Origin of the sequence: Myxococcus faecalis, assembly GCF_050039385.1 — a bacterium.
In the GTDB taxonomy this organism is placed as follows: domain Bacteria; phylum Myxococcota; class Myxococcia; order Myxococcales; family Myxococcaceae; genus Myxococcus; species Myxococcus fulvus.
Window position 1 is genome coordinate 5,676,916 of the sequence record NZ_CP144336.1, and the last position, 21,414, is coordinate 5,698,329.

General features: G+C 70.4%; 20 protein-coding genes. 6 read left to right on the plus strand and 14 right to left on the minus strand.

Annotated elements, in window-relative coordinates; translation table 11 throughout:
* Nucleotides 1-4 precede the first annotated feature (4 nt).
* Genes VZQ01_RS22750 through VZQ01_RS22760 form a run of 3 tightly spaced genes read right to left on the minus strand, consistent with a single transcriptional unit; the run spans nucleotide 5 to nucleotide 3,349 of the window.
* Entirely contained in the window at nucleotides 5-1,537 is a 1,533-nt protein-coding gene (locus VZQ01_RS22750; RefSeq protein ID WP_426744468.1) for a hypothetical protein, read from the minus strand.
* 36 nt (nucleotides 1,538-1,573) lie between these two features.
* Entirely contained in the window at nucleotides 1,574-2,356 is a 783-nt protein-coding gene (locus VZQ01_RS22755; RefSeq protein ID WP_426744469.1) for a hypothetical protein, read from the minus strand.
* A 27-nt stretch (nucleotides 2,357-2,383) separates the two neighbouring features.
* Nucleotides 2,384-3,349 (minus strand): hypothetical protein, encoded by a 966-nt coding sequence (locus VZQ01_RS22760; RefSeq protein ID WP_426744471.1) that lies wholly within the window; start codon nucleotides 3,347-3,349, stop codon nucleotides 2,384-2,386.
* A gap of 515 nt (nucleotides 3,350-3,864) precedes the next feature.
* On the opposite strand from VZQ01_RS22760, the gene VZQ01_RS22765 reads away from it, so the two are divergent.
* On the plus strand, nucleotides 3,865-4,254 hold the full coding sequence (locus VZQ01_RS22765; RefSeq protein WP_426744473.1) for a hypothetical protein: 390 nt from the start codon (nucleotides 3,865-3,867) through the stop codon (nucleotides 4,252-4,254).
* Between the two features lie 17 nt (nucleotides 4,255-4,271).
* Entirely contained in the window at nucleotides 4,272-4,865 is a 594-nt protein-coding gene (locus VZQ01_RS22770) for a hypothetical protein (protein ID WP_426744475.1), read from the plus strand.
* Nucleotide 4,866: 1 nt separating this feature from the next.
* Here the strand turns inward: VZQ01_RS22770 and VZQ01_RS22775 are convergent, their stop codons facing one another.
* The 6 genes from VZQ01_RS22775 to VZQ01_RS22800 form a co-directional block, all read right to left on the minus strand.
* Nucleotides 4,867-5,592 (minus strand): hypothetical protein, encoded by a 726-nt coding sequence (locus VZQ01_RS22775; protein ID WP_426744476.1) that lies wholly within the window; start codon nucleotides 5,590-5,592, stop codon nucleotides 4,867-4,869.
* Nucleotides 5,589-6,863: an AAA family ATPase gene (locus VZQ01_RS22780; RefSeq protein WP_426744478.1), complete on the minus strand. Its 1,275-nt coding sequence runs from the start codon at nucleotides 6,861-6,863 to the stop codon at nucleotides 5,589-5,591. The genes VZQ01_RS22775 and VZQ01_RS22780 overlap by 4 nt, the downstream gene beginning before the upstream one ends.
* Nucleotides 6,864-6,978: 115 nt before the next feature.
* A complete protein-coding gene (locus VZQ01_RS22785; protein WP_223751920.1) occupies nucleotides 6,979-7,539 on the minus strand; it encodes a response regulator transcription factor in 561 nt (186 codons plus the stop codon).
* Nucleotides 7,536-8,843, minus strand: a complete 1,308-nt coding sequence (locus tag VZQ01_RS22790) for an ATP-binding protein (RefSeq protein ID WP_426744480.1) — start codon at nucleotides 8,841-8,843, stop codon at nucleotides 7,536-7,538. Before VZQ01_RS22790 ends, VZQ01_RS22785 begins: the two co-directional genes overlap by 4 nt.
* The gene (locus VZQ01_RS22795) at nucleotides 8,840-9,583 is read right to left on the minus strand and encodes a hypothetical protein (protein ID WP_223751918.1); all 744 of its coding nucleotides are present in this window, start codon (nucleotides 9,581-9,583) and stop codon (nucleotides 8,840-8,842) included. The genes VZQ01_RS22790 and VZQ01_RS22795 overlap by 4 nt, the downstream gene beginning before the upstream one ends.
* A gap of 4 nt (nucleotides 9,584-9,587) precedes the next feature.
* Nucleotides 9,588-10,490 (minus strand): transporter, encoded by a 903-nt coding sequence (locus VZQ01_RS22800; protein ID WP_426744482.1) that lies wholly within the window; start codon nucleotides 10,488-10,490, stop codon nucleotides 9,588-9,590.
* A 198-nt stretch (nucleotides 10,491-10,688) separates the two neighbouring features.
* Here VZQ01_RS22800 and VZQ01_RS22805 point away from each other — a divergent pair, with 198 nt between their 5' ends.
* The gene (locus VZQ01_RS22805) at nucleotides 10,689-11,132 is read left to right on the plus strand and encodes a DoxX family protein (RefSeq protein WP_046716769.1); all 444 of its coding nucleotides are present in this window, start codon (nucleotides 10,689-10,691) and stop codon (nucleotides 11,130-11,132) included.
* Between the two features lie 43 nt (nucleotides 11,133-11,175).
* Here the strand turns inward: VZQ01_RS22805 and VZQ01_RS22810 are convergent, their stop codons facing one another.
* On the minus strand, nucleotides 11,176-12,078 hold the full coding sequence (locus tag VZQ01_RS22810; protein ID WP_426744484.1) for a metallophosphoesterase: 903 nt from the start codon (nucleotides 12,076-12,078) through the stop codon (nucleotides 11,176-11,178).
* A gap of 356 nt (nucleotides 12,079-12,434) precedes the next feature.
* Between VZQ01_RS22810 and VZQ01_RS22815 the strand changes: the two genes are divergently transcribed.
* Complete coding sequence (locus VZQ01_RS22815; protein ID WP_255653859.1) at nucleotides 12,435-13,586, plus strand: sensor histidine kinase; 1,152 nt, start codon at nucleotides 12,435-12,437, stop codon at nucleotides 13,584-13,586.
* 79 nt (nucleotides 13,587-13,665) lie between these two features.
* On the opposite strand, the gene VZQ01_RS22820 is transcribed toward VZQ01_RS22815, so the two are convergent.
* The 3 genes from VZQ01_RS22820 to VZQ01_RS22830 form a co-directional block, all read right to left on the minus strand.
* Nucleotides 13,666-15,234: a hypothetical protein gene (locus VZQ01_RS22820; protein ID WP_426744486.1), complete on the minus strand. Its 1,569-nt coding sequence runs from the start codon at nucleotides 15,232-15,234 to the stop codon at nucleotides 13,666-13,668.
* 191 nt (nucleotides 15,235-15,425) lie between these two features.
* Complete coding sequence (locus VZQ01_RS22825; protein ID WP_267699050.1) at nucleotides 15,426-15,980, minus strand: hypothetical protein; 555 nt, start codon at nucleotides 15,978-15,980, stop codon at nucleotides 15,426-15,428.
* 137 nt (nucleotides 15,981-16,117) lie between these two features.
* Nucleotides 16,118-16,495: a response regulator gene (locus VZQ01_RS22830; protein WP_046716766.1), complete on the minus strand. Its 378-nt coding sequence runs from the start codon at nucleotides 16,493-16,495 to the stop codon at nucleotides 16,118-16,120.
* A gap of 290 nt (nucleotides 16,496-16,785) precedes the next feature.
* On the opposite strand from VZQ01_RS22830, the gene VZQ01_RS22835 reads away from it, so the two are divergent.
* Complete coding sequence (locus tag VZQ01_RS22835; protein WP_426744488.1) at nucleotides 16,786-18,093, plus strand: trypsin-like serine peptidase; 1,308 nt, start codon at nucleotides 16,786-16,788, stop codon at nucleotides 18,091-18,093.
* 143 nt (nucleotides 18,094-18,236) lie between these two features.
* On the opposite strand, the gene VZQ01_RS22840 is transcribed toward VZQ01_RS22835, so the two are convergent.
* The gene (locus VZQ01_RS22840; protein ID WP_141332778.1) at nucleotides 18,237-18,686 is read right to left on the minus strand and encodes a Fur family transcriptional regulator; all 450 of its coding nucleotides are present in this window, start codon (nucleotides 18,684-18,686) and stop codon (nucleotides 18,237-18,239) included.
* A 744-nt stretch (nucleotides 18,687-19,430) separates the two neighbouring features.
* Between VZQ01_RS22840 and VZQ01_RS22845 the strand changes: the two genes are divergently transcribed.
* Nucleotides 19,431-21,413 (plus strand): hybrid sensor histidine kinase/response regulator, encoded by a 1,983-nt coding sequence (locus VZQ01_RS22845; protein WP_426744490.1) that lies wholly within the window; start codon nucleotides 19,431-19,433, stop codon nucleotides 21,411-21,413.
* Nucleotide 21,414 lies beyond the last annotated feature (1 nt).

Below are 21,414 nucleotides of genomic sequence, written 5' to 3' on the forward strand. Positions count from 1 at the left end.
GTCCTCACAGGTCCGAGGCGCGCAGCGCGACGTCGTGCGAGAGCACGGCCTGGCGCAGGTTGCCGTTGTTGAGGTGGGTCTCCACGTCCACCAGGAGCGCCTCGGTGACACCGGCGCGGCGCATCTGGGTGACGTTGAGCCGCACCATGTTGGGCAGCGTCGTGTTGAGGTAGTTGCGCGCGCTGGTGAACTGGCGCCGGAGCGCGATGCAGCCCGACTCCATCCAGCCCGTGGCGTTGGGGCCCACGTGGAGGCACAGGGGCTCCAGCTGGAGGATGCTCTCGAAGTCCACGTGCTTGGTGGCCAGGAAGAACAGGTTGAGCGTCTGGCTGCGGGGCGGCAGCTGCCACAGCGCGGTGGTGCGCGCGTTGGCGCTGGCGAGGAACTCCTGGGAGGCCTTCAGCGTGGCCGCGTTGGCCATCGTCTGGCGCGTGGCCAGGTCCGCCTGGGCCGCCACGAGCGCCGTCTGACGCGCCGTCAGGCCCTGCAAGAGCTTCTTCACCACCTCCGCGACGCGGGCGTAGCGCGCGTCCGAGTAGCCGGCGATGTTGTTGAGGATGACGCCGGAGCGCTCCGTGAGGTTCACCTGGGGGATGGCGTGCCGGGTGATGAAGTCCGCGTAGTGCGCGAGCCTCGCCTGGTGCAGCGTCTGGAGCTGCGACAGCGCGTTGCCCAGCCGGCGCGACTCCATCCAGAGCTCCTGGGGCCGCTGGCTCTCGGTGCGGGCGAGCGTCACCAGCTCCAACTGCAGGGGGCCCATCTGGGCGATGGTCGAGGTGGAGGCGCGCTGGGCGATGTCCTCGAGCTGCGCGAAGACGGCGGCCTCCGTGCCGCGGTAGGTGACGAAGTCCTCGTAGACGTCGGTGATGGCGGGCGCCAGGGCCTGCACGGCGGAGTGATAGGCGTTGAAGGTGGCCTCGTAGGCGGAGAGCAGCTCGCGCTGCTCGGCCAGGTCCGCCTTGGCGGTGCCCTGCTCGGCGGCCGCGCGCGCCTTGAGCTTCTCACCCAGCTGTCCCCGGCGCTCGGTGATGCGCTTGCGCCGCCGCTCCAGCTCCGCCTCGGATGGGCCGGTCATCTCCGCGGCGAGCTGCTCCATCTTCCACAGGCTCTCCTCGTAGATGGTCATGGAGGCGCCCAGCGAGAGCCGGAAGTAGGCCTGCACGCTCTCCACGTCGGCGATCCACGGGAGCGGCGCGGCGGGGTTGCCCTTCGGGACGAAGACGTAGGGCGACTTGTTGAGGCACTGCTGCCGCAGCTCGGCGTTCTGCTCCTGGTTGCACATGCCCTCCTGCAGGGGGCGGAACTCGGAGAGGAGGGCGTCGATGCTGGTGCCCAGGGGCTTGCACAGCTTGCGGTCCCTGCCCCAGAAGAACATCTGGACACAGACGTCGCTGGTCGACAGGGATTGCTCGGTGGGAGTGGCGGGTGTCTGGGTCTCGACGGCGGGCGGCGTGCTCGCGTCGGTGCCGCAGCCGGCGGCCCCCAGGCAAAGCAAGAGCGTTCCGAGGACGCGAGTCCTCGCGGGTCTTCTCGACATGGTGTGACTCCGATGTTCGGGAAAAGGAGAGGCGGACTAGAGGCAGGCGCCGCCGTTGGCGAAGTCCGGGTAGCACTGGGCGCCGAACATCCGGACCTTCCACAGCGTGTAATACATCTCGTGGTCCGCGCGGCCCTTGGCGCGCACCTCGAACCTCACCTCCTGGTTGTGCTGCACCAGCGCCTGGACCTCATGCATCTGCCGCAGGTTGGTGATGGAATTGCGGCTGGTCGCCTTGTCCACCCAGACGCCGTTCTCCTTCACCTGGACGGCGATGATGATTTCGCTGGTGAGAGGACCGGGCAGGGGCCACTGGTTGGGGACGATGAGCTCCACGGAGCCGCGCACCAGACCGGGCACGTTCTCCGGATGGGTGTAGTAGCCGAGCGCCTGCGCGATGGGGACGAAGCCATCCGTCAGGGGCAGCTTCGTCATGAGCCGGCTGTAATAGAAGGTCGAGTCGTCGTACCAGCTGTCGCTGCTGGCGTGGAAGACGGCGTTGCCACCGCGCCAGTCCATGGTGCCCTTGCCCGTGCCGTTGCACAGGGAGATGTGGCCGCCACCGCCGATGTCGTAGAAGCACCAGCCCGCGGGCAGCAGGGCCGGCTTGAACAACGGCAGGTCGATTTCGTAGCCGTGCACGATGATGGGCGGCGGCGGGTCCCCCTCTCCGCCTCCACCACCGCCCGGACACGTCTCGCAGCGCGCCTGCTGCTCGGTGGTGTCGAGCGACGCGCTCGGCTCGGTGGAGGCGGGGGCGCCGCACGCGGCGGCGCCGAGGAACAGCAGGGTGCACAGGCTCTGGATGAAGGTCTTCATGAGGGTGTTGTCCTGGGAAAAGAGGGGTCAGGGGTTGAGCCAGGGGGCCAGCTGCGCGGTGGCCAGGTCGACCTGGGCCTGGGCGGCGGCGGCCTCCTGGGCGGCGACCAGGTACTGCGCCTGGTACTGCTCCTTGGCGCCGGCCGCGGAGAGCTGGGAGAGCTTCTGGATGACGGGCAGCGCCGTGGGGCCGATGAGCTCCTCGAGCGTCTTGGGCGAGCCGTCCGGGTGGTGGTACTTCGTGGGGTCGCCCAGCGAGCCGAGCACGAAGTAGAAGTTGGTGAGGGTGATGCTCTCCTCGGCGGTGAGCACGCCGCCGCAGCCCATGGCCGCCTGGAAGATGATGGGGCCGGCCTCCAGCGCCTGGACGTGCAGCGCGTGCGCCGTCTCGTTGTTGAGGTCCACGAGGAAGCTGTTGGACAGCGTCTTCATGTAGTCGAAGGCGGCGCTGTACTCGACGAGGCTGGCCAGGTGCTCGCGCTGGGCCACCTTGGTGGCGAGCGTGCCCTGCAGGCCCTGGAGGATGGTCTGCGCCTGGGCGGCGGAGTCCACGTCCACCTCGTTCCAGGTGATGTGGAGCGACACGCGGCACGTCTCGTTGAACGCGGCCGCGTTCGTCCACGGCGAGGAGTCCTTCAGCTCCAGCGAGGCGATGAGCTCGCGGTCCAAGTCCCGCAGGATGAGCTCCGGGGTGCCCAGGAAGGTGTAGCGGGTGCCGGCGTTGCCCGGCGGCGTGAGCGTCACCTCCAGCGGGTACTGGGTGGAGCAGTTGCCGGTGAGCGTGCGCCGCACGGTGGTGCGCAGCGGCACCGCGCTGGTGAAGGGCGTGGCGTTCAAGGTCTGCGTGGGAATGGCGCAGCGGGTGAGCCGGCCGCCGCTGAGCGTGCAGCGCGACGGTGAGATGAGGTCCACGACGGACGTCTCCGCGAGCGCGGGCGCGCTCCAGGCGAACGTGGACAGGACTCCGACGGAGAGAGCGGTGGTGAGTTTCATGGCTGTCTTTGCGCGCGCTCCCGCTGACCGGATGGGTCAGGGAAAAGCCGCGTGGAATGGCCCCCGCCGCTATACGCGCCGATGTGGCCGGGTTGGTCGTGGAGGGGGGCGCCGGGAGAGTTCCGGGCGGTGGACAGTCGGCGTGGTGGGTGGCGCACACCGGGCCATGTCCGTGGGGTGGTGTGAGCGTCCGTCAGCGTCGCTTGCGCGCGGGGCCGGATGGGCTTGCCGGGGCGGGCTTCCTATCTGGGGGGAGCAACGCGAAGTCGGGAGTGGTGGCCATGCGCAGAAGTCTGTTGGCGGCGGTGATGGTGCTTCTGTCCGCGCTCGCCCTCACGTCGACCTTCGATGTGTCGGCGGGGAGCGGGGAGGAGGAGTGGGGGGCGACCCGGGAACAGGTGGCCGCCGTCGCCGAGCCGAGCGCGAAGAGCGAATTGGGGAGCGTGGTCGTCACGTGCCCGGTGGGGGTGAGCCAGGCGTCGTACCTGCCGGGGCTGTCGGAGGGGGCTAAGGACGTGACGGTGGCGGGCGCCACCACGTTGAGCAACTGCGTGACGATTCCGGCGTCGGGGGTGAAGTCCGCGAGCCTGCCGCTCGAGTCGAGCCTGCTGGCGGGCTACTCGTGCGCGGACCTGCTGACGCCCCGGACGGTGCGGCAGGTGGTGCGGTGGAACACGGGGGAGACGTCCACGTTGGTGTTCAGCCAATCGCGGGAGCTGGCGCAGGGGCCGCTGACGGTCTTCACGCTGACGGGCACGGTGGAGTCGGGGGCCTTCCTGGAGTCGATGGCCATCCTGACGGTGACGTACCTGAACGCGGACATCGAGAAGGGCTGTGACTCGCCGGGCGGGCTCATCTGGTTGAGCGGACCGGCGACGCTCGAGCTCATCCGCACCGTGACTTGAACCAGGGGGGGATGCACATGCGTGGGACGTCGGCGTGCGCGGTGTTGCTGCTCGGGGTGCTGGCCTGTGGAGGGGAGGGGCGTCAGGCGGCGGGGCCGCTGATGGAGGGCACGGGGGGGAGCGGGATGACGCTCGAGCGTCCGTTGGAGAAGGTGCTCATCACCTGTCCGCTCGGGCTGGGCGAGGCGAAGTACGGCACGGGGCTCAAGGGGGAGCCGGGGGACAGCGAGGTGTCGTTCCTGGCGAGCGTGAGCGGGTGTGTGACGGTGCTGGGCTCGGCGGTGACGTCGGCGACGCTGGGCTCGGAGACGCCCAGCCTGGTGCGGGGGCTGTCGTGCGCGGACCTGTCGCGCGCGGGGGCGGGCCGGCAGGTGGTGACGTGGAACACGGCGGAGACGTCCACGGTGTTGATGGGGCAGTCCCACGTGTCCGTGCAGGAGGCGACGACGCTGGTGACGCAGACGGGGAAGGTGCTGTCGGGCAAGTTCCAGGGCGCCACCGCGGTGCGGACCACCACGTACCTGACGGCGGACGTGGACAAGGGGTGCCGCTCTCAGGAAGGGCTGAAGTACCTGAAGGGGCCGGTGACGTTCAGCGTGACGTATCCGTGAGCTACCCGGTGGGCCGCGAAGCTTCACCGTCAGGTGTCGTGTCTTCGGGGCGAAGCCGATTCTGGCGACGCAACTCCCTGGCGAGGAAGGGGGCGTCTCGCTCCAGGGACCAGAGTGGAATGGGCCGCTTGGGGTCTGGCGGGCTCAAATAGCCTTCGAAGTAGCGGCGGCACATGTTCCGGTACTCACGGGAGTCGAGCCCCAGTCGGTCGATGGTCGCCTGGACGCGTGTCGCTGTCTCGGTGGAGAGCCCAGGGGCGGGCTCCACCTTGAAGGTGCCCAGGTTGAGGACGAACCAGCCATCCTCGATGAGGAAGGGGGCCAGGACGTCGGGAAACTCCCGCTTGCGTGAGTTCATCAACGAGCAGGCCAGCCGGTAGTTGCCCCACTCGTAGGCGTCCTGGAGCTGCGTGCTGATGATGGCCACGAAGTGGTCGACGGTCGGGCCGCAGAGTGGCTCGATGTAGAAGCAGGCGTACGCGCAGATACCGCCATAAGCCTTGTGCAAGGCCTCCAGCGCGCGCGTCCAGTAGGGGTAGTCTCGAAGGTCGTCGGAGGAGAGATCCTCGAGACGCGCGGCGCGCTGCTTGATTTTCCGCCCGCGTCTTCGCAACGTCTGGGGCTTGCCAGTCAACTCGGCGAGAGCGCTCAATCCGGGTTGACGGACCTGTCTGTCGAAATCGAACCCGGGCGAGGTCGGCTCTGGTTGCTTCGCGACGCGAATCACTTTTCGAGCCCTGCCTCTCGAGCCCAGAACCTCCATCGCATCCAGAAGGGGTCCACGTCTGGGAGGCTTGCGCGCAGCGCATCCCGGACCTGGATGAACGCCTCGAAGGAAACGCCCTTCGACGACTGTTCCATCAAGGTCTCCGCCCGTTGCATGGCCTGCTCGGCCTCGAGGGAGCGCGGCTCGCGGAGGTCGAAGATTTCCGAGACCAGCCAGGAGTTCGCGTCGCCTCGACGCTGCCAGGGCTCCCTACGGAGGACCACGGCACCGTCCTGGAGGTTGAGGTTCCAGAGCGAGTCCTGGTGGATATCGAAGAGTGGCTCCAGCGAGGCCAGTAGCAGCGGAGAGTGGGTGACCGCGAGGACCTGTACGTCGACGTTACCCGCCCCTGTCAGGGCTGACATGGTCTGGAGGATTGAACGGAGGATGGTTCGCTGCCAACGAGGGTGTAGGTGCGCTTCCACCTCGTCGATAAGGAAGGTGATGGACCGGGTTGGCTCTTGGTTCATCAACCGGCTGGCCTGCAAATGCTCCTGCCACGTCCAGACGAGCAGATAGGCCAGGGAGATGATGCGCCTGACGCCTGCCGACGCATAGACCACGGGAACTTCCTGGCCGTAGCTTGTGCGCAGCGTTGGTATGTCGCGCACGTCCTCCAGGCTGATTCGGGTGAGGTCCCCGGGAACGAGGCGCTCTGATTCAGAGGGGGAGAGTGCGATGAGGGCCTGGCAGAGCTGTTGATAGGCCTCGTTGCCGCGACCCTGCCATGAGGCCCAATCCGCGATGAGCCCGTTGCAGAGGAACTTGCCCTCGGGTTTGAGTCCGTTCCAGACGTCCTGGGGAGCGAAGAGATATGCAGCGGGGCGATCCGGTGCGTCCATCCCCAATGCGTGAGCGCTTGGCCAGTGGTTTCTCGTGGGGTCCCACACGGAGAACGAGCCGTCGATCCGTGCATAGAGAACCAATCCGGGATCAGGGGGGCGCCCTCCTTTCAATGCCCATGATTGGGCCTTGAAATCGAACTCACTGGAGTAGTTGACGGGCTTGCGCTTCCCCTCCAACTGGAAGGCGATACGCGGCTTGATGCCGTGTCCGCGATGCGGAGCCGCTGGATGTCCTGCCCACGAGCGGGTGAGTGCCCACCAAGCAACGTCCAGAATGAAGGTCTTCCCCACCCCGTTGTCGCCGGTGATGAGATTGAGCCTTCGCGTGAAATCGAAGACGATTTCAGGGGCTGGCCCGACGTGGTGGAGTTCCAGCCGCTCGAACATCGTCGCCTCCGAGAGTCTCTCGAGTCCTCCTGAAGTGCTCTATAGGGCAGGTTCCCGAAACGACCAAGTCTACGGTGGAGCCGTGGTAGGGGCCGGGGGCATCTTTCCGCTCGCGTCAGCGCGCGGGCGGGTACTTCTGGAGCTTTCGCTGGAGCGAGCGGCGGTGGATGCCGAGCTTGCGCGAGGCCTCGGAGATGTTGCCCGCGCAGTCCGCGAGCACGCGGTGGATGTGCTCCCACTCCGCGCGCGCGAGCGACGGTGCCTCGAAGGTCTCGGGCGCGGCGAGCGAGGGCTCACCGCTCGCGCGTGCGAAGGCGGCGAGGATGTCGTCCACGTCCGCGGGCTTGGGCAGGTAGTTCACCGCGCCCAGGCGGATGGCGTCCACCGTGGTGGCGATGCTCCCGTAGCCCGTGAGCACGATGGCCTTCGTGGACGCGTCCACGGCGAGCAGGTCCTTCACCACCTCCAGCCCGCTGCGTCCCGGCATGCGCAGGTCCACGACCGCGTATTCGGGGGACTCGCGCTTCGCCGCGGCCAGCGCCTCGTCGTAGTCGCCCGCCGTCGTCACCTCCCAGCCGCGCTCACGAAACGCCCGTGCGAGCCGCTCGCGCAGCGTCGCGTCGTCGTCCACGAGCAGGAGGCTTGGGTGGTGGCCATCACCCACCGTGGTGCTCATGACGCCACCTCCGTGACGACGGGCGCACCGAGCGGAAGCGCCAGGCTCGCCACCGTGCCTTGCCCCGGCGTGGAGCGCAGCTCCAGCGAACCTCCGAGCTGCTCCGCCAGCGTGCGCGCCAGGAACAACCCCAGGCCCATGCCCTCGCCCGGCGCCTTCGTGGTGAAGAACGGCTCCCCCGCGCGCGCCAACACATCCGCGGGCATCCCCGCGCCACCGTCGCGCACCTCCAGCCTCGCGCCGCCCTGGCCCTCCACCACCCGCAGCTCCACCGCCTTCGACGGAGGCGACGCCTGCAGCGCGTTCTTCACCAACCCGCGCACCACCCGCGCCAGCGCGCGCGGCGGCCCCTGCACCCACCGCCCGCTCAGCGCCGTCGGCAGCTCCACCTTCACCCGCTCCACCCCCGCCAGCTCCGCCAGCGAGTCCTCCACCAGCCTGCCCAGCGGCATCGGATGGAAGGCCTCGCCCGTCGTCTGTCCCGCGTCCGCGGACATCTGCACCAGCACGTCGCGGCAGCGGTCCACCTGCTGCCGGATGAGCCTCAGGTCCTCGCGCACCGCCTCGGATGTCCCCGCCGACGCCAGCGCCCGCTCCACTTCCTTCGACACCACCGCGATGGTCGACAACGGCGTCGACAGCTCGTGCGCCGCGCCCGCCGCCAGCGTCGCCAGCGAGGCCACCTTCTCCCGCCGCGCATGCTGCACGCGTGCCTGCGCCAGCTCCTCCTCGCGCTCCTCCAGCGCCCGCGTCACCCGCTGCACGAAGTACACGATGAAGCCCGCCGCCACCGCGAACGCCACCCACATGCCGCTCAGGTGCAGCCGCATCAGCGCCGCGTGGTCCGGACGCGACAGCCCCGGCACCAGCTCCACGTCCTGCAACACGAACAGCGAGCCGAACGCCGTCAACGTGAAGCCCAACAACCCCCACATCCACCGCGCCGGCAGCAGCACCGTGCCCAGCGCCACGTTCACCAGGTACAGCGTCGTGAAGGGGTTGTGCGTCCCACCACTGAGCGCCAGCAGGCCCGTGAGCACCAGCGTGTCCCACAGCATCAGCTTGCCGATGGTGGCCTCGCTCACCCGGGCCCGGCCGAGCCACGCGCGCACCGCCACGTTCGTCGCGGCCTCCAACCCCAACAGCCCCGCGAGCACCGGCACCGGCAACGCCAGCTCCAGCCCGTACGCCGCCAGCGCGATGACCAGCGCCTGCCCGAGCAGCAGCCCCCAGCGCAGCCGCAGCAGCCACTCCAGGTTGATGCGGGCGCGAGAGGCGGGCTCGTTGGCGACAGGAGGCGTCATGGCACGACAGGAGGTTGCAGCGAGGCGGACCGGGCCACGTTGCCCAGCATGTCCACGTTGCGCGGCGACTCGCCGGGGCCCACGCCATCCAGCCACGAATCCCACGCCAGTGTGAAGACCCGCTCCGCCCTCGGCGAGGCCTCCGACAGCTCCACCCCATCCAACACCACGTCCACCGACGAGCGCCCGCGCGTCTCGAACTCGAAGTCGCGCGCCTCACCGTCCTCGAGCGTCCCGCGGACATGCAGGCTCAACCCCAGCATGTCCACCGGCCGCGCGCCCTGGAGCGCCGCGCCCAGGCCCTCCGCGTCCGAGTCCGCCGGCTCGAAGGTCAGCCGCGCCCGGCAGTAGCGCCCCGGCGGAGGATGCAGCACCCCGAGCGCCACCACCGCGCCGTCCGACTCACCCAGGGACACCACGTGCGGCGTGCCCAGCCGCAGCGCGTTCGTCGTCGAGTGCGCCCACGCCGTGCCCACCGGCGACAGCGCCCGCAGCCATTGACGCAGGCCCGTCTCCTCGCACCTGAACAGCTCCACGCTGCCCAGCGTGACGAGTGCCCTGGCGAGCGTGGCGCGAGCCCCCTCGTCCGTGACGAGCGTGCGAGCCCCCGCCGCCTCCGGGACGCTCCGCGCGCGGCCCGTGGTGAGCCCCAGGCTCAACTGCATCCCCTCGATGCGCTCCCCGCCACCACAGCCGGTGAGACACACGAGCAGCACGAACGGCTTCACGACAGAGGCCATGGCGTCAGAGGTCGTACGCGACGGACAGCATCGCGATGGGAGTGGGCGCCACGCGACCGCGGAGCCGGTTGAAGAAGGGGACCCGCACACCCGCGGCCACCACCAGGTCCATCCGAGGACTGAAGAGGATGTCGGGAGACGCATATCCGATGACGCCCCCGCCGTTCTCCTCCTTCTCGCCGTCGATGTCCGCCGCCGCCTCGATGCGCCCGTCGAGCCCCAGCCGCAGGGCCCACCGCTCCGCCGGCTGGTACTGCGCCGCCATCGTCGTGCGCACCGACGCGCCCGCCCGGTAGCCCAGGATGCCGCGCGTGGGGAGGAAGCCCGTGGCGCTCGCCAGGAACGACCAGCTCCCCCGGAAGTGCTGGTACGCGAGCCCCGCCAGCGGGTCCACCGAGCCGCTGCCCAGCTGTGTGTCCAGGTCCATCAGCGTCCCGTCCTCCAGCCGCAGCTTCGGCGCGGTGGGCAGCTTCACGCCGGCGAGCACGCTGAAGAGGTGGTCCGCGGAGAACGCGCGGTCCTGGTACAGGAAGGCCTTCGCCGTCAGCTCCACGTCGCCCACGCCCCAGCCCCGCTCGCGCGCCAGGCTCACCGAGCGCACCTCGCGCGCCTGCAGGGGCAGCGTCGCCGACAGGAACAGCCACGGCAGGGGGGCGTACGCCACCGCCACGTCCATGCGCGCCTCGCGCAGCCGCAGCGCGTCCACGTGGTCCTGTCCCACCGTGTGCCCCCAGCCCCGCAGGGTGGAGGAGAAGCGCAGCCGGCCCGAGAACGGCTGCTCGGTGCCCATGGACATGAGCGTGGGGTCGCCACACGCACAGGTGGCACACGCCCAGGCGGACGACACGGGCGCGAGGGCCAGCACCGCGCCCAGCAGGGAGGACAGGAGGGAGAGTGGGGCTTTCACGACGAGGAGCACCCTACGCCCCCGGCCCGCCCCCCGCGTGTGGCGTGTTGTCGCAGCTGTCCGGGACACAAGGCGGCGGCCCCCAGGGCCCGAAGGAGGGCAGGCAGGAGGCCGGGCGCCGGCTGCCCCGCGGGAAGTCATGGGCAGGTTGAGAATGACTTCCACGCCCCGGCGTTGGTGGGACACAGGAGGCCATCCATGGGAGTGCTCGTGCCGCTTGCTCGATTGCTGTTCTCAGCCATCTTCATCACCAGCGGCTTGAACCACTTCATCCAGCTCGACGCGCTGACGACCGTGGCCCAGAACGCGGGCGTGCCCGAGCCCCGCTGGGCGGTGCTGGTGTCCGGCGCGGCGCTGGTGCTCGGGGGGCTGTCGGTGCTGCTCGGCGTGCTCGCGCGCCTGGGGGCCGCGGCCATCGCCATCTTCCTGGTGACGGCCGCCTTCATGGTCCACCGCTTCTGGCTCGTCGCGGACCCGGTGCAGGCGCAGGATCAGCTCATCCACTTCATGAAGAACCTCTCCATGGCGGGAGGCGCGCTCTTCATCGTCTACTTCGGCTCGGGCCCCTTCAGCCTCCGGCGCGGAGGACGACAGGAGAGCGGCCTGGGCGGTGGACGGCTGGGCTCCCCGTTGAGGCACTGAGCGCGCGAAGGCTCTCGGGCCCGCGCGCGCTCAAGAGACCCGCTCAGCTGGCCACGGCCACGTGCGCCTGGGCGCGCAGGGTGAAGAACGCGACCTCCGGCTCGCTGCCCCGGCGCAGGTACGGCCCGCCGAAGCCGAAGCCCAGGCCCCGGTTCACGTACAGCTGGTTGCCATTCACGTGGTAGTGGCCGCGGATGTAGGGCTGCCCCGCGCGGCGGAAGATGGCCTCCGTCAGCCCCTGCACGATGAACTGGCCGCCGTGCGTGTGCCCGGAGAACTGCACCAGGCCCGCGTGCGCCGGCAGCTTGTCCACCGTGGGGGGCGTGTGGGCCAGCACCAGCCGGGTGCCGGACTCCGGCGCGCCCCGGAAGGTGGCATCCACGTCGTCGCGGCCCGTGCGCCCGTCGTCCACGCCCAGCACCGTCACCGGCGCGCCCTTCACGTGCACCACGCGGTGCTCGTTCTGGAGGACGGTGTAGCCCAGCCGCTCGAAGCTCTCGCGCAGGTAGGGCGCGTTCACCTGGTGGTCATGGTTGCCCAGCACCACGAAGACCTGGCCCTTGAGGCCGCTGAGCACGTCGCGCACGCGGGGCAGGGGCTTGGGGCTGTGGGTGACGTAGTCGCCGGTGAGGAAGACCAGGTCCGGGGCCTCCGCGTTGACGGCCTCCACCGCGCGGCGGATGCGCACGTCGCTGGTGGCCTGACCCACGTGCACGTCGGACAGCTGCGCCACGCGCAGGCCGTCATGGTGGCCCGTCAGGTGCGGCAGGTGGAGCAGGTTCTCCGTGAGGGAGAAGTGGTCCCTCCAGCGCAGGCGTCGCTCGGGACGCAGTGGGTCCGCGCCGCTCCAGGCCACCACCTCGTTGCGTCCTCCGGCGACGGGCTCCAGGGGGGACTCACTGGACGGGGAGGCGGGGCGACGGCGGGCCAGACGTCTCAAGCGCATGCGGTGCGGTTCCTTTCCGGGCCGGGGAGGGACGGCGATTCTACGAAGCCAGGGGAGGTGGGTTGAAGCAGGTGTCCCGCGCACGCCTGCCCTCCTGTCGGCCGGCTCACGGGGTGAGGGAAAAACCCCAAGGATTCGAGGAAGATTCCGGACGAGCGTGGGAGCTTTCTTCCACCATTGGACACACGGCCAGGGGGCGAGCGGTGACGGCGTCCAGCGACGTTGGTACACAGCCGAGGACGATGAGCCCCCGGCTTGGAGTGGCCCCTGATCTCGGCCCGGATGTGACGATGCCAGCCGGTGAGAGACCGCGGACTGCATCGCTCGGTCCGGGCGCCGTCTGCCTCGCGGACCTGATGTCCACCATGCCCGTGGGCATGGCGGTGGTGGACCGGGAGCTGCGCTTCGTGGAGGTCAGCGAGACGCTCGCGGCCCTCAACGGCCGGCCGCGCGAGGCCCACCTCGGGCGCCACATGGACGAGGTGATGAACCCCCACTCCTCGCTCGGCGACACCTCGCGCCGCGTGCGCGGCGTGCTGGAGACGGGCGAGCCGCTGGACGGCGTCGAAATCATCCACCGCGAGCCGGGCGGCGGCGTGGAGCGCACGCGCGTCTTCCGCGCCAGCTACCACCCGGTGCGCCGCGACGGCGTGGTCATCGCCGCGTGCCTCTACGTGGAGGACCTCACCGAGCGCCGCCGCGTGGAGGCCCAGCGTGACGCGGGCGCGGCCCGGGAGCGCGCCGTGCGCGAGCAGGCCCTGCGCGAGACGCAGGAGGCGGTGCGCGCCCGCGACGAGTTCCTCAGCGTGGCCGCCCACGAGCTCAGGACGCCCCTGACCAGCATGCGGTTGCACCTGCAGCTCCTGCTGCGTCAGGTGGCGGGCGCGCAGCCCGCGCTGGGCCAGGAGCTGGCGCCCCGGGGCCAGGTGCTGGAGCGGCAGCTGTCGCGGCTGGGCAGCCTGGTGAACACGCTGCTGGACGTGTCGCGCGTGGCGGCGGGCAAGCTGAGCCTGGAGCCGCGCGAGCTGGACCTGGTGCAGGTGGTGCGGCAGATGGTGGACGCCTTCTCGGAGGAGTTCGCCCGCGCCGGCTGCGAATTGTCCGTGCACGTCTCCGGCACGCTGCCCGGGCAGTGGGATCCGCTGCGCGTGGAGCAGGTGCTGGTGAACCTGCTCTCCAACGCGGCCAAGTACGGCGCGGGCCGCCCGGTGGAGGTGTCGCTGGTGGGCGAGGGCACGATGGCGGTGCTGGCCGTGAAGGACCACGGCATCGGCATCTCCGAGGACGGCATGGCGCGGCTGTTCGGCAAGTTCGAGCGCGCCGTCTCCGAGCGCCACTACGGCGGCCTGGGCCTGGGGCTCTACATCACCCGTCAAATCGTGGAGGCCATGGGCGGCAGCATCACCGTGCGCTCCGCGCAGGGCCAGGGCTCCACCTTCATCCTGCGGCTGCCCACCCAGCCCCGCGCGGCCACCGCGCAGGGCGCCTCGGCGAGCCGGGCCCGCTGACTTGCGCGAAAGCGCCAGCGGGCGCCCCCGGAGTGTCCGGAAGGCGCCCGCCGTCACGGCCTCACGCTCCAGCGCGTCTTCAGTGCCCGCGCAGCACGTACACCTTGCCGTCGACCAGGACGTACAGCGCGCTGGGCGTCACGCGCGGGTCGTAGACCAGCTGCTGCACCTTGGAGCCGCCCACGCCCGGGACCTTCTCCAGCTGCTTCTGCGGCGTCAGGCGCCACAGGCCGCGTCCCTCGGTGCCCACGAAGAGCGAGCCGTCGTCGGTGGCCGCCAGCGCGGTGTAGCGGTCCGTGCCCGCGCCGTCGATGCGGACGTAGTCGGTGTCCGCGCTCTTGGTCGGGTCGTGCCGCGTGGGCTCGGCCTTGAACTGCCACAGGCCGCTGCCGAGCCCGGCCACGTAGTACAGGCCGTCCGTCGTCTGCTGGAAGCCGCGCCAGCGGTTCTGCGGGGCGACCTCCCAGCGCCTGTCCTCGGGGCCCGGGTTGACGGGGTCCACGAAGGTGTTGAGCCGGTAGATGGACAGCTCCGTGCCCTCGGGGATGCCCGCCTCGGGCTTCTCCCGGTCCCACCACTTGAGCTCCTTGTTGGGCGGGAGGATTCCAATCTTCCAGTCGTTGGCGATGAGCAGCTCGCCGGCCTGCGAGTAGCCCAGGCCGTAGGTGAAGCCCGCGCGCTGCGACTCCTTGACGACCTCCTGGGTCGGGTCCGTCGGGTGCGGCGTCCGGGTGAGCAGCCACCAGGCCGGGTGGCGGTGGCTGCTGTACTCGAGGTCGCGGATGCGCGTCACGCCGTGGTTGGTGCCGATATAGACCTCACCCTCGTACGGGCCCTTCATGACCCGCATGCACGAGAGGACGGAGCGGTCCTCGTCGTAGTGGAAGTCGTTGCTGTTGCGGATGCCGATGGCCTCGTTGCGGCTGGGACGGCTGGTGCCCACCGAGCGGTACAGGTGCTCGCGCAGCACGATGTCCGTGCCGTCGCCGTTGAGCTGCACCAGGTCCATGTCGCCCTTCTGGAACTCGAAGTAGCGCGCCTCGTCGAAGTCGGCCTCGCCCCGGCCGGCGATGCGCTGGCCTCCCGGCACGTTGTCGTACGTGAGGTAGCCCACGTACGCCTCGCCCGCCTTGCCGCCGCAGATGACGGTGGAGCCGGTGGCCAGCTGGTGCGGCTCCGAGCCGAAGCCCAGGCTGGCCTGGCCGACGGGCTGGCTCGTCCACACGAGCTTCTGCGTGTCCGCGCGCAGCACGCCGATGCGGTCCCCATCCAGCACCCAGATGTTGTGCGCGCCGTCCACGCCCACCGAGGCGACCTTGGGGATGCCGTACTTCGACGAGTAGTCCGTCAGCGCGTCCGTGGGCCACGGGCCCTCGGGCGTGGTGGGCACGCCGCCGTCCGGCACGGGGTCCGTGCCGCCATCGCCGCTGCCCGCGTCGGGCACCGGGTCCGTGCCGCCATCGCCGCTGCCCGCGTCGGGCACCGGGTCCGTGCCTCCATCCCCCGCGTCCGGAGTGCCCGCGTCATCCGGAGGAGCCTGGACGTCGCCATCCGTCGGCCCCTTGCCGGTGCCGTCCGAGCTGTCGCAGGCCACCGCCGTCATCATCACCGCCACACCGACACACGCGCCCAACAGTCGTCGAATCACCGCTTCCTCCCGTCCCCGGTGTGGAGCAAGCGGCGTACCGGCCCTTGCGCACATGCACCGTCATGGAAAGAGGGAAGCGGGCTTCCCACCGTGGGCACCCGGGCGGCGTGACGTGGCACTGGAAATGACCAGGCCCGCCCCCGGAAGGGAGCGGGCCCGTGAGACTGTCATTCGAGCGACGGTGCCCGGACTCAGTGCACGGCGTCGTCGACGTCCTGCTTCACGTCCTCGCCGGCCTCCTCCACCTTGTCGCCGGCCTTCTTGGCGTCCTTCTTCATGGTGTCCACGGCGCCGGAGCCGCCCGTGCCCTTGGGGCTGGTGGCGCGCAGCTCCACGGCGACGGCGTTGTCACCGTCCAGCTGGAAGCGCGCGCGCACCTCGGAGCCCTCCGGAATCTGGTCGGCCCGCACCTTCTTGCCGTCCAGCATCACCACCGTCTGGGCCTTCACGTCCAGCTCGGCGTCGGGCAAATCCTTGCGCGTCAGGTTCACGCTGTCGTCGTCGGCCTTCTTCAAGGTGCCCTTGAGGCTCAGCGAGTGCTCCTTCTTGAAGAGGTTGTCCTGCGCTTGCGCGTTGGAGGCCTCGCGGGTGGCGCCGCTGATGCCGCGGCCCACGTCGGTGGCGTTCACGCCCGTGTCCACGCGCGTGCTCGGGCTGGGAATCTGCGTCTGCGACGGCGCCGGTGCGCTCTGCGCGAAGGCGGCGGTTCCCAGACACATGGCGAACGTGGCGATGAGCTTCTTCATATGAGTGTCCCTCTCCCTTGGGTCCGTTGGATGACTTCTGGGAGCAAGGGTGAGGAGCCTGCCTCCCTCCGCCAACCCGCCCTGCATGGCGGGAGGAGGGGCCGTCCGTAGAGCAGCCGGGCGAAGCAGGGACGACTTCAGTCGCCCTGGCTCAGCCGCTTCACCGTGGACAACAGCTCGTGCAGGTCCAGGGGCTTGCGCAGGCATCCGGCCACGTCCAGCTCGCGGGCGGCGGACTCCAGGTGCAGGTCCGCGCTGGCCACGACGACGGGGATGTCCGCCAGCGCCGTGTCATGGCGCAAGGCCTCGCGGAAGGCGAAGCCGTCCATGCGCGGCATCATCAGGTCCAGCAGGATGAGGTGCGGCGGCGTGTCCTGCTGGCGCAGCTGCGCGAGCGCCTCCAGGCCGTCCGCGGCCAGCAGCACCGCGTAGCCCTCCAGCTCGAAGGCGTCCTGCAGCGCGTCCCGGATGTCCAGGTCGTCGTCCACGACGAGCAGTGTCTGAAGCGCTTGCACCGGTCTCCCCACCCTGGTCGGGGCCGACTCGCTCCCACACCGCCTCAACCATGGGGCCGCGGGTGTCAGGACGGAAGCTTCCGGCGGCCGGGCGGGGTGAATCACGGTTCACCAGCCGACGCCTGCCCCCTCCACCGCCCGCCCGGAGTGCGGAATTTGCAATGGAGTTGCTTTAATCGAGATACACGGAAGCAGTTTTTATATCGATTTGCTCGTATTCCCGGATGCCGTGAAGATGGCGGCGGCGACCCGTCTCCCAGGCGGGCGCTCATTTCCAGGGAGCAGTCCTCATGCGAACCATGTCTCGAGTTGCGGGCAGGAAGCTGTTGGGAACGATGCTGTGCGCGCTGACGATTTCGGCCTGCGGTCCGGCGCCGGAGCAGCAGGGCGAGCCGCAGCCGGAGCAGCCCCAGACGGACACCACGCAGCAGCCGGTGGTGTACGGCACCGACGACCGCCAGGACGTGTACGCGCACCCGGACGCGACGCTGCGCCAGCGCGCCGAGCAGTCCACCGTGGCGCTGATGACGACGTCCGACTACACGGTGGGGAGCAACGGCAACGTGACGTTCAACGCGTCCACGCTGCAGTCGGCGTACAACCTGTGCTCCAACCAGCGCTTCCTCACCGACCTGACGCCGGCGTTCTGCTCCGGCACGCTCATCGATGACGACCTGGTGCTGACGGCCGGACACTGCATCACCAGCGCCTCGGCCTGCACCAGCACGCGCGTGGTGTTCAACTTCTACAAGACGGCGGCGACCACGCTCAAGCAGGTGACGAGCGCGGACATCTTCTCCTGCCAGTCCATCGTGGTGCGCCAGGTGACCTCCGGCACGCCCAACCTGGACTACGCCATCATCAAGCTGGACCGCGCCGCCACGCCGCGCTTCGTGCCCGCGCCCATCCGCGCCGGCAACGCCGCGCTGCCGGTGGGCACGGGCGTGACGGTCATCGGCTCGGGCAGCGGCATCCCGTTCAAGATTGATTCGGGCGGCAAGGTGCGCGACGCGCGCGCGGGCTCGCTGGACTACTTCGTCGCGACCACGGACACCTTCGGTGGCAACTCCGGCTCGGGCGTGTACGAGAACACCGGCTACACGGTGGCGGGCATCCTGGTGCGCGGCGAGACGGACTACGTGTCGAGCGGCAGCTGCCGCATCGTCAACACGTGCACGGAGACGGGCTGCCGCGGCGAGGACATCACCTACGTGCGCCCCGCGGTGAACGCGTACTGCGCGGTGGCCGGCAGCCTGCGGCTGTGCGGCACCACCCAGCCCCCGCCGTCCACCACCTTCACCTTCACCGCGTCCAACACCAACAACGCGCAGCAGAACACCACCAACCGCGCGGTGACGCTGGCGGCGGGCCAGACGATTCGCGTGGGCACCTGCTCGGTGAGCGGCGCCTCCGGCACGGGTGACACCTACCTGCGGCTGAGCAACGCGGCGGGCACGTCGGTGGCGAGCAACGACGACTCCTGCGGCACGCTGTCGTTCTTCTCGTACACGGCCACCACGGCGGGCACGTACACCATCCGCGCGGGCTGCTACTCCAGCAACAGCTGCAGCGGCACGGTGGCGTACACCATCCAGTAGTCCGCCGTCTCATGGGCACGGGGCCAGCAAGCGCCCGTGCCGCGTGTCACACGCTCGGGCCGTCCCTCTTGCAGGAGTCGGGAGGGCCCGGGCGTTCGTGTTTCATCCCGGCCAGCGCGCGTGGCGGCGCGGGGGGACGTCCTTCAGGCGCAGCGGTCGCAGAGGCCGCGCAGCTGCACGTCCACGCTCTTCTGGGCCACCGCGCGCGGCACGCCCTTGGAGGACGCGATGCGGATGGACTCCTCCGGCAGACACGCGACGGTGCCGCAGTCGGTGCAGGTGAAGTGCGGGTGGTTGCCGCTGTGCTCGTCGCCCGAGCGTCGCAGCTCGAAGCGCCACACGTGGTCTCCCAGGTCCGCGCGCACCACCAGCCCGGCCTCCGTGAGGTCCGTGAGGTTGCGGTAGATGGTCACCCGGTCATAGCCCTCGTCACCCAGCGCATCCACCAGGTCGGCGTGGCTCATTGGCGCGGTGGCCGACTCCAGCTCCCGGAGCACCGCCACGCGGGGCGCGGTGCTGCGCAGACCCGACGCGCGGATCCTCTCCTGGAAATCAGCGAGCTTCGGCTGCACGGCGATTCGTTTTGCTCCCATGATGTCTTTTCGCATAACCCATCTGCGGGACACTTTCACCTCGCCCGGAGTACGACGTCCGGCCTCGAGGACTGGAGTGGCTTGCCCGCCGGGTCCCCCCAGACTCCTGGATACGAGAGTGAGCACCAGGAGTCCAGGATACTGGTGCAATCCTTGTGCGTAATGATTCACCGCGCTTCCCGACTTCCGGTCAGTCACGCCTGGACGTCGGTGGACCCCGGATGCCTTGGAGTGGCCACGCCAGCGTCGCGAACCGGCGCGGGGGTGTCCGGCGCACGACAGTGTCCGCCAGGTGTCCCAGGGCCTCCCCGCGCGCGGCGAGGTGTCCGGGAGTCGAGTGAATCCAGGGTGCAGTTGCAACTCATGAGTCACCGGTGACGCGGTGCCCCGAGCACGGCGGCGACCGGGTGGGTGCGGCCGGGCCCGGGCGCGTCGCGATGGCCCCGGCCGAGCGGAGCGGGGGGCCGGGGGGCGGGCGGTGGCACGGGGGCGGGGTGGCGGGCGGGGCTTCATATCGTATCTGAGTTGTAAAAGCATCTTATGTGTTCTTGTCGCAGGCGTCCGCTGGGAAGAGGAGGGGAGGGCCCCCTGGGGTCGCCTGGAGGGCGACGGCGGGTGTTGGACCGGCGAACAGTCCATCCCGCGCTCCTTGACTGGGAGCGATGAGTGCCCACACTTGCGCCTTTGTCGTTCCGTCGGGGCCTCGACAGGCCCTGTTGCTCGTGTCTCCGGGTCCCCCTCGCCGTGACGAAGCCCAGTCTCCTGCTCATCGAAGAAGCCAGTGTGGCCCGGGAGCTCCAGGTGCTCGCGCTGGAGAGCCAGGGATGGCAGGTCGTGGCCCTGGCGGACGTGGCGGCGGCCGCCTCGCTGATGCAGACGCAGCCGGTGTTGCTCGTGGTGGCGGCGGCGGGCGTGCTGGCGGCGGGCAGGGAGGCGCTGGAGGCGTTCCGCGGCGCGCTGGAGGCGGCGTCGGTGGGGCTGTACGTGCGCGCCTTCCCCGCCGAGGAGGAGGTGGTGCGCAGGCTGGCGCTGCCGCTCACCGGCTTCTTCTGGCGGCCCCTGTCCCTGGGCGGGCTGGTGGAGAAGGTCCGACGCGTGGTGCCGGAGGAGGGCCCCCCGGAGGCGCGGCCGCTGGTGCTGGTGGCGGACGACGACCCGGTGTCGCGCAAGCTGTTGCAGTTGATGATGGTGCCCTTCCGCTTCCGGGTGGTGTCCGCGGACGACGGGATGCAGGCGCTGGAGGTCGCGAGGAGGCGGCGGCCCGACGTGGTGCTGGCGGACGCGCTGATGCCGCGCATGGACGGCTACAAGCTGTGCATGGCGCTCAGGCAGGAGTCGCGCTTCGCGCGCGTGCCGGTCATCCTCACGCACGCGCTGACGCCGGACGAGCTGGATTTGCGCATGGCCCACAACGTGGGCGCCAACGGCTTCGTGCGCCGCGCGCAGGACGGGGACGAGCTGGTGGGCGTGCTGCTGCGCGCGCTGAAGGCCGGGCCGCCCACGCCGCTGGGGCCCGCGCCGCCGGTGGGGCCCGCGCTGGAGCTGAACACCGAGGACCACCTGTACCGGATGGTGCGCCAGCTGGAGCGGCGCGTGGGGCTGCTCGAGCAGGCGGAGCGCGGCACGCGCGAGAGCGAGGAGCGCTTCCGCCTGGTGGTGGAGGGCTCCTACGACGGCATCTGGGACTGGGACTTGCGGCGGGGCACGCTGTACTGGAGCCCGCGCCTCCTGGAGATGCTGGGGCTGACGCCCGGGACGTTCGCCGGCACGCACGAGGCCTTCGTGGAGCTGCTCCACCCGGAGGACCGCGCCGGCGTGCTCGCGGCCATGACGGAGCACCTGGAGCGCGGGGCGCCGTACGACGTGGCCTTCCGGCTCCGGCACGCCACGGGCGGCTATCGCTCGTGCGTGGGACGGGGGCGCGCGCTGCGCGACGAGCAGGGCCGGCCGGTGCGCATGGCGGGCATCATCGGCGACGTGACGGAGCAGCTGCGGCTCTACCGCGAGGCGAACGAGGCGGTGCGCGTGCGCGACGACTTCCTCAGCGTGGCGGCGCACGAGCTGAGAACGCCCCTGGCCGCGCTGCGCTTGCGGGTGCAGGGCGCGCAAGGGGCGCTGCGCATGCTGGGCGCGGCCCAGGCGGCGCCGCGGCTGGAGCGCGCGCTGGAGGCCGCGGACCGTCAGGTGCAGCGGATGTCGGACCTGGTGGAGTCGCTCTTGGACGTGTCCCAGGCGCAGGGCGGACCGCCCAGGCTGCAGCTGGAGGTGGTGGACCTGTCCAACGTCGTGCGCGACGCGGTGACGCGCTCGGAGCCGGCCGCGGCGAGAGCGGGGTGTGAGCTGGTGCTCGGGCCCATGCCGCCCACGCCGGGCCGGTGGGACGGCGCCCGGCTGGGGCAGGTGGTGCGCCACCTGTTGTCCAACGCGATGAAGTTCGGCCCGGGCCGCCCCGTGGAGGTGGCGCTGGAGCAGCAGGACGCCACGGCCACGTTGGTGGTGAAGGACCACGGCATCGGCATCTCCCCGGAGCGGGTGGACGGGCTGTTCCGCCGCTTCGAGCGCGCGGTGCCGGTGCGGCACTACGGCGGCCTGGGGCTGGGCCTGTACCGCCTGCGCCGCATCGTCGAGGCGCACGGCGGTCAGGTGTCCGTGGACAGCACGCCCGGCGAGGGCTCCACGTTCCGCGTGCGCCTGCCCCTGGGCGGCCCCCCCGTCGCCCGCGCCTGAC

What these genes read in the sequence shown, in the direction of transcription:
- VZQ01_RS22780 (WP_426744478.1), bottom strand. Translation starts at nt 6,863, where the DNA reads ATGTTCGAGCGGCTGGAACTCCACCACGTCGGGCCAGCCCCTGAAATC.
- VZQ01_RS22815 (WP_255653859.1), top strand. Translation starts at nt 12,435, where the DNA reads ATGTCCACCATGCCCGTGGGCATGGCGGTGGTGGACCGGGAGCTGCGC.
- VZQ01_RS22840 (WP_141332778.1), bottom strand. Translation starts at nt 18,686, where the DNA reads ATGGGAGCAAAACGAATCGCCGTGCAGCCGAAGCTCGCTGATTTCCAG.
- VZQ01_RS22755 (WP_426744469.1), bottom strand. Translation starts at nt 2,356, where the DNA reads ATGAAGACCTTCATCCAGAGCCTGTGCACCCTGCTGTTCCTCGGCGCC.
- VZQ01_RS22810 (WP_426744484.1), bottom strand. Translation starts at nt 12,078, where the DNA reads ATGCGCTTGAGACGTCTGGCCCGCCGTCGCCCCGCCTCCCCGTCCAGT.
- VZQ01_RS22795 (WP_223751918.1), bottom strand. Translation starts at nt 9,583, where the DNA reads ATGGCCTCTGTCGTGAAGCCGTTCGTGCTGCTCGTGTGTCTCACCGGC.
- VZQ01_RS22770 (WP_426744475.1), top strand. Translation starts at nt 4,272, where the DNA reads ATGCGTGGGACGTCGGCGTGCGCGGTGTTGCTGCTCGGGGTGCTGGCC.
- VZQ01_RS22835 (WP_426744488.1), top strand. Translation starts at nt 16,786, where the DNA reads ATGCGAACCATGTCTCGAGTTGCGGGCAGGAAGCTGTTGGGAACGATG.
- VZQ01_RS22825 (WP_267699050.1), bottom strand. Translation starts at nt 15,980, where the DNA reads ATGAAGAAGCTCATCGCCACGTTCGCCATGTGTCTGGGAACCGCCGCC.
- VZQ01_RS22785 (WP_223751920.1), bottom strand. Translation starts at nt 7,539, where the DNA reads ATGAGCACCACGGTGGGTGATGGCCACCACCCAAGCCTCCTGCTCGTG.
- VZQ01_RS22790 (WP_426744480.1), bottom strand. Translation starts at nt 8,843, where the DNA reads ATGACGCCTCCTGTCGCCAACGAGCCCGCCTCTCGCGCCCGCATCAAC.
- VZQ01_RS22805 (WP_046716769.1), top strand. Translation starts at nt 10,689, where the DNA reads ATGGGAGTGCTCGTGCCGCTTGCTCGATTGCTGTTCTCAGCCATCTTC.
- VZQ01_RS22750 (WP_426744468.1), bottom strand. Translation starts at nt 1,537, where the DNA reads ATGTCGAGAAGACCCGCGAGGACTCGCGTCCTCGGAACGCTCTTGCTT.
- VZQ01_RS22760 (WP_426744471.1), bottom strand. Translation starts at nt 3,349, where the DNA reads ATGAAACTCACCACCGCTCTCTCCGTCGGAGTCCTGTCCACGTTCGCC.